Origin of the sequence: Photobacterium sp. 2_MG-2023, assembly GCF_030547675.1 — a bacterium.
GTDB classification, from domain to species: domain Bacteria; phylum Pseudomonadota; class Gammaproteobacteria; order Enterobacterales; family Vibrionaceae; genus Photobacterium; species Photobacterium arenosum.
This window is the reverse complement of record NZ_JAUOQQ010000014.1, coordinates 17685-32791: the sequence shown is the minus strand read 5'-3', so window position 1 is coordinate 32791 and position 15107 is coordinate 17685. Positions and strand designations below refer to the sequence as shown.

At 38.5% G+C, this 15107-nt stretch carries 12 protein-coding genes and 2 pseudogenes; 10 read left to right on the top strand and 4 right to left on the bottom strand.

What is annotated here, in order from left to right; genetic code table 11:
* Positions 1 to 663 precede the first annotated feature (663 nt).
* The 7 genes and pseudogenes from Q4491_RS12675 to Q4491_RS12645 all read left to right on the top strand — a co-directional run bounded on the left by Q4491_RS12675 (position 664) and on the right by Q4491_RS12645 (position 9175).
* The gene (locus Q4491_RS12675) at positions 664 to 2115 is read left to right on the top strand and encodes a class I tRNA ligase family protein (protein WP_303457906.1); all 1452 of its coding nucleotides are present in this window, start codon (positions 664 to 666) and stop codon (positions 2113 to 2115) included.
* Positions 2112 to 3113 (top strand): hypothetical protein, encoded by a 1002-nt coding sequence (locus Q4491_RS12670; RefSeq protein ID WP_303457905.1) that lies wholly within the window; start codon positions 2112 to 2114, stop codon positions 3111 to 3113. The genes Q4491_RS12675 and Q4491_RS12670 overlap by 4 nt, the downstream gene beginning before the upstream one ends.
* Positions 3114 to 3658: 545 nt before the next feature.
* Complete coding sequence (locus Q4491_RS12665) at positions 3659 to 4711, top strand: hypothetical protein (RefSeq protein WP_218385035.1); 1053 nt, start codon at positions 3659 to 3661, stop codon at positions 4709 to 4711.
* 62 nt (positions 4712 to 4773) lie between these two features.
* On the top strand, positions 4774 to 5652 hold the full coding sequence (locus tag Q4491_RS12660; RefSeq protein ID WP_218385033.1) for a hypothetical protein: 879 nt from the start codon (positions 4774 to 4776) through the stop codon (positions 5650 to 5652).
* A 1-nt stretch (position 5653) separates the two neighbouring features.
* On the top strand, positions 5654 to 6619 hold the full coding sequence (locus Q4491_RS12655) for a pyridoxal-phosphate dependent enzyme (RefSeq protein ID WP_218385031.1): 966 nt from the start codon (positions 5654 to 5656) through the stop codon (positions 6617 to 6619).
* Positions 6616 to 7845 (top strand): ATP-grasp domain-containing protein, encoded by a 1230-nt coding sequence (locus tag Q4491_RS12650; protein WP_218385029.1) that lies wholly within the window; start codon positions 6616 to 6618, stop codon positions 7843 to 7845. Before Q4491_RS12655 ends, Q4491_RS12650 begins: the two co-directional genes overlap by 4 nt.
* Positions 7846 to 8038: 193 nt before the next feature.
* Positions 8039 to 9175, top strand: a pseudogene (locus tag Q4491_RS12645) (ISAs1 family transposase).
* Positions 9176 to 9195: 20 nt separating this feature from the next.
* Here the strand turns inward: Q4491_RS12645 and Q4491_RS12640 are convergent.
* The 4 genes and pseudogenes from Q4491_RS12640 to Q4491_RS12625 form a co-directional block, all read right to left on the bottom strand.
* Positions 9196 to 9366: pseudogene (locus Q4491_RS12640) on the bottom strand (IS256 family transposase); the annotation flags it as partial.
* A gap of 27 nt (positions 9367 to 9393) precedes the next feature.
* The gene (locus Q4491_RS12635) at positions 9394 to 10896 is read right to left on the bottom strand and encodes an IS66 family transposase (RefSeq protein ID WP_218385027.1); all 1503 of its coding nucleotides are present in this window, start codon (positions 10894 to 10896) and stop codon (positions 9394 to 9396) included.
* Between the two features lie 88 nt (positions 10897 to 10984).
* Positions 10985 to 11329, bottom strand: a complete 345-nt coding sequence (gene tnpB, locus Q4491_RS12630) for an IS66 family insertion sequence element accessory protein TnpB (protein WP_218385025.1) — start codon at positions 11327 to 11329, stop codon at positions 10985 to 10987.
* Entirely contained in the window at positions 11326 to 11625 is a 300-nt protein-coding gene (locus Q4491_RS12625; protein ID WP_218385023.1) for a helix-turn-helix domain-containing protein, read from the bottom strand. Before Q4491_RS12625 ends, tnpB begins: the two co-directional genes overlap by 4 nt.
* A gap of 829 nt (positions 11626 to 12454) precedes the next feature.
* On the opposite strand from Q4491_RS12625, the gene Q4491_RS12620 reads away from it, so the two are divergent.
* The 3 genes from Q4491_RS12620 to Q4491_RS12610 are packed head-to-tail and all read left to right on the top strand — an operon-like array spanning position 12455 to position 15104.
* A complete protein-coding gene (locus tag Q4491_RS12620; RefSeq protein ID WP_218385021.1) occupies positions 12455 to 13705 on the top strand; it encodes an ATP-grasp domain-containing protein in 1251 nt (416 codons plus the stop codon).
* On the top strand, positions 13702 to 14628 hold the full coding sequence (locus Q4491_RS12615) for a DMT family transporter (protein ID WP_218385018.1): 927 nt from the start codon (positions 13702 to 13704) through the stop codon (positions 14626 to 14628). Before Q4491_RS12620 ends, Q4491_RS12615 begins: the two co-directional genes overlap by 4 nt.
* A complete protein-coding gene (locus tag Q4491_RS12610; protein WP_218385016.1) occupies positions 14625 to 15104 on the top strand; it encodes a GNAT family N-acetyltransferase in 480 nt (159 codons plus the stop codon). Before Q4491_RS12615 ends, Q4491_RS12610 begins: the two co-directional genes overlap by 4 nt.
* Positions 15105 to 15107: the final 3 nt, after the last annotated feature.

The window sequence follows — 15107 nt, the reverse complement described above, 5'->3', positions numbered from 1 at the left end:
TTATCGATGAAATCGGAGAGGAAAAGTTATTTTCAGATAAATTAAATTTTTCGTACAGGGTTGAATACTTTGAATCAATATTTGGTGCGCTTATTAAATGGAGCTGAGTATTCAAGGAGGGGAGGTGGTGTCGAAAACCATCCGATAGAAGTATTTAATCGCATTCAAGACAAGTAATGATACCCACGGAAGCAGAGTCACATTGTTAATTACAATATTGTCAATATAAGGTGTGTTTTTGTTGGTTAATTCATCTTTATGTCTGGAAATGTTAACATGGTTGACTTATTATCTGTACATTGTTTCATTTTGGTTGTTGTGTTGTTTGATTTCGTGAGGGGCATCTGTAAAACCGTATAGAAGGGATTCATCGATAAATGGTGGAGATTAAAATCATTATTTTTTGCAGATCGCTCGTCAAAAGTTTAGCGGCTTATTGCGATCGGTATCTAAGTCGTAAGAGATTTTTCAGCATAAGGAAAGTCTGGTTTACGATAGAGGTGTTGTATAGGAGGTCATAAGAAAACTTATGAGATGTTCAAAAAATAAGATCTGATACATTGATTTTTAGATAAATTATCAAAGTTTTTGATGAGCGACCGATAATAGCGGTGATTTCAGTCTATCGTATTTAAAGCAGTGATTAAAATAAATGGAGTAAAAATGATTAGTGGAAATAATTCACCAAGGATGTTTATTGTTTCACCACCACCAACCCCAAACGGTAGCTTACATTTAGGTCACATGAGTGGGCCATATCTTGCCGCTGATATATACAAAAGAATTCAAAAATGTAAAGAAAAAACCGTTTATTGTATCAGCACTGATGATAATCAATCCTATGTAGATAAAACCGCTGAGCGGTTAAATGTTTTCCCGACTGAATTAATTAAAAAGTCAAAACACGAAATCCTTGAAGTTCTTGAATCATTCTCGATTGATATTAACCTCTTTGGAGAACATGATAAAGAGTATGAAGATTATGTTACAAGTTTTTTTAGTGATTTATATAAGTCTGAACAAATTAAAATTGTTGAAACAGAAGTTTATTATGACCCAATTACGAATCAATATCCGATTGAGTCCTTTATATCTGGAATATGTAAAGAATGTTTTGATGAGTGTTGTGGTGGAATTTGTGAAACGTGTGGTTTTCCCAACAATGGAACAGATCTCATTAATTACAACCCATCACGACTAATTAAAAAAAATGAACCAAGATTAGTCATTGATTTAGAAGAGTTCAGACGAGAGATCGAAAAAAATTTATCAAATATCTCGATGCGTCCACGGTTAAAATTACTTGTCGACAGAATATTAATTAATCGATTACCAAAGGTAATATTATCACATAAGCTACCTCGTGGAATTAAACTTGAAGATTTGGGATTGCAAGGTCAAGTTTTGAATGTATGGGCTGAGATGTATCCTGGACACTTGTATTTTTTGAATAAAGCGTCAGGCGAAATGACAGGTGAAGAGGAGTATGTACAATTTTTAGGTTTTGATAATTCATTTTTTTATGTTTTTCTTCATCAGGCATTACAAGTAGCAGGATTACGTATTAAAAAGGAACTGCCAAAAGTCTCAGAATTTTATACGAATCAATTTTATAACTTGGATTCAGATAAATTTTCAACCAGTAAGGGACATGCTATTTGGGCAATCGATCTTGCGCAGAAATACAATTCTGATGCGATTCGATTTTATTTGGCAAAATTTGCACCTGAATATTCTGAACAAAGATTTATCCTGGAGCATTTTTTGGTTGAAGGGAGAAGGTTTTGCTCACTGGTCAATGATATTTTGACATCCTGTGATCAAATAGAAAATAAAAGAACAAATGGTAAACTAGGAGATAAGTTATTTCTTTCTGTTCAGGAGAAAGGGCAATTTTCTATAAGGGAGATAGCAAAAGACTGTGAACTTAAGTTAAAGCATCTGCAAAGAATGATCCATGCTGGTGAGATTACAAAAGATGATGTGTATAAGACTTTACAAAATTTGCTATACCCGATTGCACCTAAATATAGTTATGTTTTAAAAAACAGTTGTGATAATAAATTAAATAATTATGAACATTATGGGTTTTCTAAGTTAGAGTTTGAATTATGATTTATGATATCATAGTTTTGGGCAATGGCATTTTAGGTTCAATGGCTACCTATTTATTGTCTGAAAAATACGGAAATATTTTAAATATATCAACACCATATGCTTTTAGAAATGAAATATATTCTAGTCATTTTGATGAATCTAGGATTGTGCATTTCGATGATCAAGATCCATATTGGAATGATATGGCTAAAGAATCTGATAAATTTAATAAAGAAATATCAGTTAATTTGGATAGTCCGTTCTACCGGGATGTAGATTTTTATCAGTCAACACATGCCTGGCAAAAGCTGCATGCACAAGCGGAAAGCACCGAGAGTATAGACGGAGCACCTAGAAATGGTGCAATTCTGAATCCGATGCTTTACATCAATACATTGAAAAGTATGGCAGTTGAAAATGGAGTAAAATTTATTGAAAACATAGCAAACATAGAATATAGCAAAATGTTTTCTCATTATTATGTTCAGTCGAAAATGCGTACTTTTGTATGTAAGCGCATAATTGATACAAGGGGGGCTTATATTTGTTTAGATGACTTATCTATTGGTAAGGTTGCTGGGAAATCGTTGTACTTCTTTGAACATGATGCAGGAGTTAAAGATTTTTGTTTTTTAGTACCCATTTCTCATGAAAAATTTACAGAATGTTACGGTGTATACCAATATGACAAAGTTCGTTGTGTTGGTCAGTTGAAAATAGGATTTTCGGAAATACAGCCGGAGTGTCTCGATTCCAAGTCTTCAATTATCGATTGGTTTAGAAATTCAAGTTCGAGGGAATATCAGCATGCAGATGCAATTTATTTCATTAAAGAAAAGTTTAGTAACATTCAGAATATAGCAATTAAACCCTGCATGTTTACTCTAACACAATCTGGATATCCTAAAATAGTGAGAGATAAGAATCTGATTAGAATTGCAGGATGCAATGGTAAAGCTGCAAAATGTGCATATTCAATGATTCGTTCAATTCTTACTGATGAGGGCTTTTTTTAAAATTGATGAAGATTGCCAACATTATATGCCGGAGAATATATGAAAATTAGAAAGTTTACGATGAACGATATAGATAAGTTGATCCCGTTGTCAGATCAATATCGTATTATTTATCAGCAAAATTCTGATGCTGCTGCTTACTTTTATTTTTAAAGGCCAGGTTTAAAAAGATGACTATCTATTTCCTGCTGCAGAGATTGATGGTTTAATTGTTGGCTTCAGTTAAATATATCCTAATTCCTCTCCGGTGAAATTAAAGCCGCTTTGGATTTTAAATGATTTATATGTCTCGGATTATTATTGAAAACGAGGAATAGCTGAAAGGTTTTAAAGTATGTTGATAAATATGCACAGAATAATACGATTGAGTTCATTTAATTAGAAAAATACAAAGAAAAAGTCAAGCGCAAACGTTGTATTAAAATAGATGAATTTTACTTCCATTTCAATGAAAGGGTTTAGTTATGTATATCCTGCATTTATATTTTTTTATAGCATTTTCAGTTTATAATTTTATGAGAGTCTCTATAAGCAGTTATTCACCTATGTTGGGTGAATCTGTTTTAATGATGACTGTGTTATTCTCTTTAGTTCCAATCCTGTTGGGAGGATACATTGGAACCATAGTAGATAAGTTGCCTGTTGAAAAAGTGATGGCAGTATCAACGTTTATCGTCCTTTTGTTTGTGTCTCTGTTCGATTTAAGCATCTATATGTTGTTTATCATGACACTATTAATTTCGACACTTTCTGTCATTGTAAATATTGGATGTATTAAGTTATGTAAAATTCATTTTGGTAGTAAGGGAATATACACACTAGCTTTTGTTGTCTCTTTTACAGGAATGTCGGCACCATTACTGTTCTCGGTAAAAGAAAAGTATAGTCTGGATTCAGGTGCAATTGTGATGACTTGTTTACTGGTGATGTTCATACTATCTTTGTTTGTTTTGTTAAAAAAACGTGTCTTAAGTGAAGATATCACAGAGCAAGCAATAAATTCTGATTCTAAAATTAGCATACCAAAACTAGCATTAATTAATACCATTGTTGGTAGTTATATGTATGTTTATGTTGCCTTTTTTTTCTTATTTATTCCAAGTTTATTCACAAAAAGTAGCTCATTAGAAGAAATCGGTTTTCTGATGTCACTTTATGGAATCGGTGTTGTCTCGATCCGTCTAATTATTTCGAAAACAAAAATTTCACTAACGAACAGTTATTACCTTATGGGAGTTGGTAAGTTGTGTTCGTTGATTAGTCTGATTTGCTTTTTCTCACTGCTATATTTCCATTACGAATCTTATGTTTTCGGATTTTCATCATTAATGATGGGCATCGGAACTGGATTAATGTTACCGACAAGCATCGTGATTAATCAAAATTTAACGAGTAATCTAAATTCTGGTAAAAACATGGGTAAGTTTACTCAAATTAACAAACTGTTTGAGTTAATTGGAGTTTCACTCATTGTTCTTACTTATGCATTGACAGGAAGTTGGTTGAATACGTTGTTATTATTTGTATTTATGTCATTGATAGTTGGTGCTATATATTTCATCCCTTTTCAAAGTGTTCGCACTGCAATAATTAGATAATACTATGTCGTTAATACGATGAGAATAAAATATAGCACTCAATTTGATACTGGAGTTAAATTTTGTCTAGTGAAATATTAGCGGAAGCATACATCATAAATGGTGTTGAACATAGCTGTCCAATCTCGATTGGTGAACTTATTCAGGGGAAAATAAAAATAAATGGAAACTTGGTGAATTTCTTGGTATCAGTGCCTGTGCAGTCTAAAAGAACTGCAAAGATTTTTATGGTTGATAAACATGTGCGCCAAGATAAATACTTGAAGGCATATAAAGCGATCCATATGCTTAAAAAAAAGTTTGGAATCAAAGATAATTTAGTCGTCGAAATTGATAGTCCATCAAATATTATACCATCGAAAGGATTCTCAACATCTTCTGCTGATATTGTTGCTACCTGTCGTGCTTTCTTTAAACTTTATGCTTTACCCGATAGAGATGATGTTATTTTAAATATTTTAAAAAATATAGAACGTTCAGATCCGGTTCTTTATTATAAGCCTTCTATCTTTTTGCAATCTGAATGTATATTGCTTGGGTTTATCAACTTACCAAATCTTCAGTTTATTGTTGTTGATGATGGCGGTTTTCATGATACGAGCAATAGTGAAATAGAATATTCTGAGAACGAAATTAAAAATTTTGATGATATGGTGAAGACCTTATTATCTGAAAATGAGTTATCGATCAATAAACTCTATAATTTTAGCTTGCAAAGTTCTCAGATTAATCAGAGGGTATTAAATAAGTCTTGTCTGAAAGAGCTGATAGAAATTTCTGAAATGTTCCATGTTGGTGTTAGTGTTGCTCATTCTGGTACTGTTGCTTTCTTATATTTCCCTGTTAACGAAGAATCTGAACAGCTCACGAACTCTATTCAAAATGAACTATATAAACGTGGGTTAAATATTTACTCCTATTTCCATTCTATTAAGGTATAATATGTATCAGTCTCCACTTGAATACTATTCTTCACCTGATTTGATAAAGGTTTCAAATAAAATTTATGCTCTAAGTTTTAAATATATGAAGGTTCCAAGTGTAAAGTTCGTGATTGATAAGTTGATACTTGAGAACAAGATTGATCCGACGATTCATGAACTGGTTGAAACATCGAGTGGTACTTATGCAATGTCACTTGCGATCGTATCAAAACAGATGAAATTAAAATCCACGATTATTATCGATGGATCTGTCGATGAAAATTTTCGCATGATGCTGAAAGCATTAGGAACAAAAGTTATTAAAATTTCTGATAATAAACTGAGTCAGAATGAGCGTATTGATTTTACAACGCGGTACATCTCTGAACAGCCAGAGACTCGACTATGGTTAAATCAGTATGATTCACCGGAGCATAGTGAAGGCTATGAAGCGATTGGAAAATTTATTGCTGGTCAGTTGGGCGCGGTTCAATTGGTTGGTGCTGTTGGCTCTGGTGCTTCAACGAGTGGAATATATCAGGGCCTGTCTGATGCAGAACCTGATACAAAACTTATCGGTATCGATCTAGTTGGTAGTGTAATTTTTGGTGGAGAGAATGGTATCAGAGATATATCAGGAATTGGAAGTGCGATTGTGCCTAAGAATGTGAACCATAATTTGTATGATCGGGTCCACTACTTATCGTCAACTTATATAAAAAAAGCAACCCTTGATTTAATTAAAGAGACAGCATTGTTTTTTGGCTACACAAGTGGTGCTGGTTATTTAGTATCTAAGTATGAATCTTTAAATAGCGAATTACCGATAGTGTTCATTTGTCCAGATATGAAGGAAAGATATGATCAACAACTGAGAAAAAGCTTTAAAACTGAAGGATTTGAGAGTTTTGATTTTGGTTTGCCAGATATTGTTTCCTGCGCTAAACATGTCTGTTCGGATTGGTCAATCATGAGGTTGAAATGAGTGGTTGGATTGTAATTATTGATGGATTTTCTTCTGGTTCTTATTATCCTGAACTTTTTAAAAATTTAGGCTATAAAATTGCACATGTTCAAACTAAGTTGGACATGCCAATTTATTTCATCAGAATGCAAAATTTAAGTCTATATGATAAAAAATTTTTCAAAGATGATGTTTCTTTATTTGAATTTCTTGAATCTGAGCCAGTTCAGAATTTCATAGCAGGATCAGACCCGGCGGTTGAGTATACAGATTTCTTGCAAAATAAATATTTACCAGAGAAAGCGAATGATTATGACTCGGAAGTTAGAATTAACAAGTTCTGTACCCATGAAAAATTAAGAAACTCTGATATCAGATCGATCCGCCAGCGACTTGTTCATAATGAGGATGAACTGATGCTGTTTGCAGACAATTTGGGGCATCAGAATTTGGTTTTAAAACCTGTCGTCGGTACAGGCGTAAACCATACAGCCTGTTTTGATAATCAAATTGTGGCGAGCGACTTTTTAGTTAAAGTTGTTGGTGGTAAAAATATTTATGGGAATATTATTGATAGTCTTTTGGTTCAAGAACGAATTATCGGTCAGGAGTTTATCGTAAATACAGTTTCATCTTTTGGTGAGCATCATGTGGTTGAAATATGGAAAGTCAGAAGAGAAAATATGGGTGTTCCATTGCTTGATTACATGACGCTGGAAAACATTAAAGATACAAAGTATCAGATGCTTATCGAGTACTCTAAGCAGTGCCTTGATGCTTTGGGGATTAAATTTGGTCCCTCACACTTAGAGCTGATGATTGATCAAGACGGTCCGGTGCTTATTGAGATAAACAGCAGGCTTCATGGTGGTATTTGCCCGGTATTATTTAACGCAACAGTCGGAAGTAATCATATTAATGAATCTGTCAAGTGTTATCACCTTGGAAGAGATTATGATTATGAACCAATGGATCATCAGTTAAACATGATGAGAGTTTCACTCAGGTCAAATGTTGAAGGGAAAATTTCAAGGGATTTAAATGAGAGCGATTTTTCATTTATAAACTCAAGTTTTTCAGTCAAGTCATCATTAACAGGGCGAGACTCAATTCAAAAAACATTTTCAGTTGGAACTTCCCCCGGGACCATATTTATGGCTGCTGGCACTGTTCGTGAACTCAATGATAATTATTATAAAATCAGGCATCTGGAGCAAAATGTATACAGAAGTATTCTGGTTGATTAATCATACAGATAATTCAGCGACCAGTTAAAACGTAAGCGGGGAGGCTGTTCATAGTTCTGTGTCAGCATAAGTCACAGATCCACATATTGATCGACCCTATTCGGCAGGGCGGGATCATACTTTGAATTTTAATGGAACTTTCTGATTTTACAGCGATCTGATCGGTATTCATTCCTTTATGAGCTTTGCTGACATGGACTTTTTTACTCACTTATCCCTTATTGAAGACCCTCGTAGCCACGTTAACCGTCAACATAACCTCGTCGATATCATGTTTCTCGTCATGGCTGCGGTCGTTTCAGGATGCGAAGGCTGGCAAGAAATCGAGGACTTTGGAGTGAATAAGCTTGATTGGTTGCGCAAGTATCGACCATTTGACAACGGTATTCCCACCCGACATTCGATCGCGCGTATCGTTAAAGGCGTCAAGATAGAAGTGCTGGTAGAGTCGCTCTTTTCTTGGGTCAATGCTAAGCGGGAAAGCGAAGGTCAGCCCATCATCGCCTTTGATGGTAAAACCCTTCGCGGCATCGTCAATCAACAGGGCAAAGGCAAGGCCCTGCACTTGGTCAGCGCTTTTGATACCGGAGAAGGCCTCGTCCTTTGCCAGCAATCGACCAAGCAAAAAAGTGAAGAAATTGACACGGTCAGGCAGTTGCTTGATTGCCTTGAAATTAAAGGGGCTATCGTGACGATGGATGCCTTACATTGCCAGAAAAAGACCCTAAAGAAAATCACAGAGAAAGGTGCAGACTTTGTCATTCAGGTAAAGAAAAACCAGCCCAAATTGCTCACGGCAATCCAGCAACAATTTGAGCCTTACTGGGCATGTGATGGAGAAGGACTGACCAGCCACTCTACCCGAGATGATAATCATGGACGGCGAGAAGAAAGGACAGTGTTTCAGATGGTGTCGGCCCTCCCCGATGAGATAAGCTCACTCTGGCCTGATATAAAGAGTGTCATCGCGGTGGAGCGGAGTCGCAGCCACAAAGGAAAAGGGACATTAGATACTCACTATTATGTCAGCTCATTAGATGTGGAGCCGGAGTTGGCTGGCAAAGCGGTGAGGCAGCATTAGCACATTGAAAATCAACAACATTGGGTGCTGGATGTGACATACCGAGAAGACGCCAGCCGACTGGGAGACAGAGAGGCGGCAGAAGTTTTTGCTCTACTAAGACGAGTAGCACTGAACATGGCGCAGCATCACCCGAAATCAATCAGTAAACGCCGAAAAATAAAGTGCTCCTGCTGGAGTGATGACTTCCGAATGGAGATGTTTTTTGGGGTGGAATCTGGTGATAAAAGGCAGAGCGAGAAAGTATAATCCCGCCCTGCCCTATTCGGGAAGTGGATGCTCAACTGGGATAACGTCAGATTCCAGTTCTGTACCGGATGCGTCCACTTCTCAGAAGCCTTCAACATCCCCGCATAGAGCAGCTTTAGCAAGCTGGTTTCGTTAGCGAAGCCGCCCTTGGTTTTGGTCAGCTTGCGGAACTGGCGGTGTACCGCTTCAACGTAAGCGCTCAATAAAGCAGTGAAGCCCTACTCAATGCCACTCAGATCAACATTCCAAGGCATCAGGCCCGACATATCATCGCCCACCGAACGTTTGGGCAACTCTGTAAACAGATGCCGGAAGTAGTAATTAGGGTTGATATCATTCGCTCGACACGTCATCACCAGGCTATACAGGTTGGCACTGGCCTTCGCTCCACCCACTGAGTTCGAGAACATCCAGTTCTTTCTGCCTGTCGTGAACGGCCGGATATCTCGCTCCGTCACATTATTGTCAATACTGATGTTGCCATCATCAAGGTAGGTCAGCAGCTTCGGCCACTGGTTTTTTGCATAGATGATGGCTCTGCCTAGCGCTCCTTTGGGCAACACATGCTGACTATCCAGCCACTGTTTGAAGTCATTCAAGACAGGAAGGCTTTCTTGCATTCTGAGTTGTTGCCGCGCTTCTGCTGACAGGGTTTTTGCTCGCCGCTCTATGCTGTACAACTTGCCAATGAAGGTCAGGGCTTTTTCCGGTTTACCTGCTTTCGTTGAAGGTGAGGCCTTTTGCGCATCGGTAAATTCCCGGCGGACATGGGCCATGCAGGCGGCTTGTGTGACCCCTTTGAGTGTGTCGTAAGCACTATAGCCATCTGACAGCAGATAGCCGACGTAACCCGTTAAAAAATCACGTACACAGGCGCCCGCCCGACTCGGCTGATAGTCGTAAATCACCACCGGATTGTCAGTATACTCGCCACTGCGATAAACCCACATGTAGGATTTGGATTGCGCCTGCCTGTCTTCTTCTCTGAGCACTTGCACTGTCGTTTCATCCGCACAGATGAGAGGCTCCTTGAGGAGTTGCGCTTTCATCGCATCGATGATGGGCTGAACTTTGCTGCCTAGCTGCACACACCAGTTGGCCAAGGTGGCACGGCTGATATCAATGCCTGAGCGGTTGAGGATATCAACCTGACGGTAAAGCGGCAGCGCATCGACATATTTAGCCGTCACCACAGCGGCGAAGGCCTCCGCACTGCCAAGGCTTTTGGGGATCATGCTGGCCGGCCTCGGGGCGGTAACCACCTTGCTGGTCTCTGCCGTCTGCTCGCACTGACGGCAGGCATACTTAGTGCGTTCGTGGCGGATCACACTGACTCTCTGCGGCAGGATTTTCAGTGTCTCACTGACTTCTTTACCGCACTCGTGTAAGGGTGCATCACAACAGTCGCAATACGGGGCATTTAAGGTGTGGTTTTGTACTTCTCGCTCAAGGTTGGCAGGCAGCGGCTTACGGCCGGTTTTACCGCGTTCGGCGGCTGGCTTGGGCAAGGCATTCTGCTGCTCGGCTTCGTTGAAGGTGCCTTTGGCGACTTTTTCACTTTGCGCGGCGAAGCGTTTGGATTTGTTGAGATTAAGCTGTTCAACCAGTAGCTGTACCTGGGTTTTCAGGGCGGCGACTTCCTCCTCCATCGCTTGCTTCTCTTGCGAGAGCTTGAGCAGCATCGCTTTGAGTTGTTCTACATCATCAGGGAAGTCAGTCATGGGGCATCGTCTTTACAACATTGAAGGTTGTCCAGTGTGACGGCTAAAAAGGATCGTTCAAGCGCAATATGATGATCAGTGTCAAGCGTCACACTTCCAGCCCGTTCAGGGGGCGATGGGCTTTGCTGTTCTCCAGCGACAGACCAGATAACAGCCAATGAAGCTGGGGTTTACTGATGGTGATAACACCATGAGGATTGGGGCGCGGCCACTTGAAAGTGCCTTTTTCCAGTCGGCGATAGTAAAGCCAAAAGCCATTCGTATCCCAAAACAGGATTTTGAGTTTATCCCGTCCCCGATTACAGAAGATAAACCAGGCTTCACTGAACGGATCCATCTCAAGCTGCTTGGCGACAATGAGCGAAAGGCCGTCGATGGACTTTCGCATGTCTGTCACGCCGGAGACCAGAAAGACCTTACCGGATGGCGTCATTGCAAGGCGTCCACCCAGTGTTTGATCTGAGCCGCACTCAATATCGCGGGTAACTCAGCGCGAATGCCGTTGGCAAAGACAATGATCACCGACTCAGACTGCGAGTGGTTATGTTCATCGAAGACGATGGGTTGCAACGTCTGCGTCACGTCAGGAGAACGCAGCCGCTTGGACCAGTAGAAGAAGGTTTGATAACTGATGTCGTTGTCTGCACAGAATTGCTTGATGGATAGCTGGCTGTGTTTTTGTTGTTCCACGATCGATACCCAATGGGCGCGCTTTTGTTCTTGGTTCATAGTACCTCCGCTGAAAAAGGCACTATGTCAAAGCGCGCGCGTTATTGGTATGTGGGGTTTATTGACCGCTTACATAGAATCATGGCACTCGGTACTGTTTTGTGAGTTTTGGATGTTTGGCGACTGATCAGATCGCACAAACGCTACCGAGTTCCTTTCAATTTCTACTTACCAGTGATCTACATTTAGGAACAGTTATTTAGAAAGGCTCACTCAATAGGAAATGGTGGATCCAGTGCTGTCGGTCACACTTCAGTGGCTGTCAATCGGAGACTGGTGAACGCTTACGTATCCTTTGCTCCGGCAATTGAGAATCACTTCCTGAATTGTATGATGTGAGTCGTAGTGCTCTTGGCGACAGCTTGAATCTGATATTGCTGTTAAGGAAATTTTATGATTTTCGGCTCAAAAAATGTTTCATATTTTGAGAGTCCATATTGAATATTATTTTGTAAAGTCCTATATATTCAATTACTTAGATTGTTTCATAAAAAAATTCTCTTTCTCTAATTCGGTTTTTTATTCTGATTTAATTTTATAAATAAAGTAAATGATAAAAACCATCATTAGATTAAATAACTATACACTATTTATTTTAAAGTTAGATCATCTGCTATTAATTGAATGTGCTCCAAATGTAAGGGTGTTTTGTCATTTTTTATTGAGTTCATTATTTTTGACTTTATTGAGTGGGAAATATTAAATTAGATAATTATTCCAACAATAAGAGTAATTCCAAGATCACATGCTGATAAGGTATGGGTAGTAACGTTTACAACTAAGAAACACTTTGGTAACCTATTTTATATCAAAGTAGTGGTAGTGACACATGATGAATATAGTTGCGATTGTCGATCCTTATTCTAGTGGGCAATATCTGGCAAATGAGTTTTTTGGCAGGGGGTACGCTTGCGTTTGTATCCATAGCTCAGTTGACATCCCTGATGCGTTCAAGGGCTCTTACTTCAAAGATAACTTTGTTGATTACATACATTTTAACGAAGAAAATCGGTCTGAAATTCTGGACTTTATCAAAACGTTTGAATGTAAAGCTATTGTTCCAGGTTCAGAGAGCGGTGTACTGCTGGCAAACCAACTGGCTAATGAAGCAGGGCTGCCAGGTTGTGAGCCTTCATTGTTAATTTGCCTGCGTGATAAATATCTTATGCAGGAGCGAATTGCTCAGGTTGGGCTTCGTTCAATTTCACAAGTAAGAACTTCAGATTATGAAACGCTCATTCCGTGGATTGAGAAAAATCAGATTGAAAAGGTCGTTATTAAGCCAATAAGTTCAGCCGGTACCGATAGTGTGAAGTTCTGTGAAAACACAGATCAGATTCAAATGGCAATGGATGAAATTATCGGTAAAAGAGATCTTTTAGGTAATTATAATGATGACGTATTAGCTCAGCAGTATATTTCAGGGAATGAATATGTGGTTGATAGCGTCAGCTTAGATGGCTTTCATTATGTTACGAATGTATCTCTGTATCGAAAGGAAAAATTGCATAGCGGTGCTATAGTTTATGTGGAAGAAATATTTATTCATCCTTCGACTATTGAAGTTACTGCGATTGTTGATTATGCCAAAGCCGTGTTGGATGCACTCGGCATTTGTTTTGGCGCGGCTCATATTGAAATTATGTTTGATGATGAAGGGCCGGTTCTTATTGAAGTCGGGGCCAGATTGCATGGAGCTAAAGCACCCCGTAATGTGCAGTTTTTCTCAGATGTATCACAGTTAGATCTTTTAGTGGATGCTGCAATTGATCCAGAAAGATTTAAAGAGCGCACCAGTAAACCTCCTGTTTGGTCAAAGCATTCAAAAGCAGTGTCCTTGATAAATTATGAAACAGGTAAAGTATCCTCGATTCCGGGAAAAAAATGGGCTGGAACCCTTTCCTCTTATACATTGTCCTTCTGGAATATCGAAGTAGGTCAGGAGATTAAAGAAACAAGTAATTTGTTTGACAGTCCTGGGGGTATTTTTCTAGCGAATCAAAGCCTGCAGGCTCTTGAATCAGATACGCAGCGTATTCGTGAAATGGAGAATGCGGGTAAACTATGGATACTAGAATGAATAAAGGTGTGATGTTTGTTCTCACTTTTGATGTCCTCTCTGCTGCTCAGTCTGTTTGGCTGGGATCGTTGCTTCAGGGTGTCAAAATTTACAATATCCTATTTGTAAATTTTGCAATTATCTCTTTGACTTTTGCACTCATGAATCATTTTAACAAGAAAGATAAAGCCACGATAACAATCAAGGATAGTTTTCTTTTTCTCGTACTTAATATTGGAACACTTGGTTCATGGCTGTTTTTATACATATCTCTGAAGTATATTGAACCCGCATTAACCGCTGCTACGATATATGGCATTAATCCGCTGGCGACATTATTGGTGAGTTTGATAGTTTGGAAGGCGTTTAGTGAGCTTTCCAAAGCTAAATTGTTTGTCAGTATTTTGACGATTGGTTGTATGGTTATTGTCGGATTAACGGTTACCGGTGGCTATTCATCGGTAACGAATGATGGTCATCATGAGTTAACACTTGGGTTTATCATGGCCATCATGACTGGTTTTTGTATGGCTATAGTTAATGTTATTTCTAAGAAAATTTATGAAAATGGATTTAATTTATACCAACTTATGTCAATGCGTTTTTTCCTGTTGCTCGTAGTTTCATTTTATATGGGGAGTAACATTGTGAATGATATCCAAGAACATGCTTTTGCATTTGTTGTTATTGCAATATTAGGAAATGTTATTCCACTGTTCATGCTTCAAAAGGGTATTGCTCTTATTCCACCAAGACAAGTCTCTTATCTGTTACTCTTAACGCCTCTGTTTGTATTTTTATTCCAGTATTTTGATAGTCGCTTACAATTGTCATTTTACTCTTTGCTTGCCATTATGAGTGTCGTTGTATTGTCTGTTCTCGGCTCATATATTGAATCCAGAAAGAAAGAGAAAATTATATTAAAAGAGGAGGAAGCTCGGTGAATCGCAGTTATGTAATTGCGTCTAAAGGACGTATTGTCAGTGTTGATGATAGCAATTTTGAAAAATTATTAGATTTAATGGAATTGTATCAAAGGTTTTATGGCGTTGCAGAGCCAGACAGAAAAGTGAACTATCAATTTTTCAGTAAATTTATCAGTGAGCATGATAAAGGCAGGCAATTTATTTACCTGGATTCATCAGGTAAGGCTATTGGCTTTATTACATTATATTTCACGTACTCAAGTGTTAGTGCCGTTGAAAGTGTTCTTTTAAATGATTTGTTTGTTCTGAATGAGTGTAGGAAAAAAGGTGTTGGTCAGGAGTTAATTAAGTTTGCCTATGATTGGATGAGAGAACAACAGAAATATAACTCTCTGAAATGGGCAACACAACTTCATAATGAAACTGCACAGCGTCTTTATGACAAAACAGAAGGCGTGGGTAAAACGTGCTGGTTTCAATACCAGTTAAAATAGAGT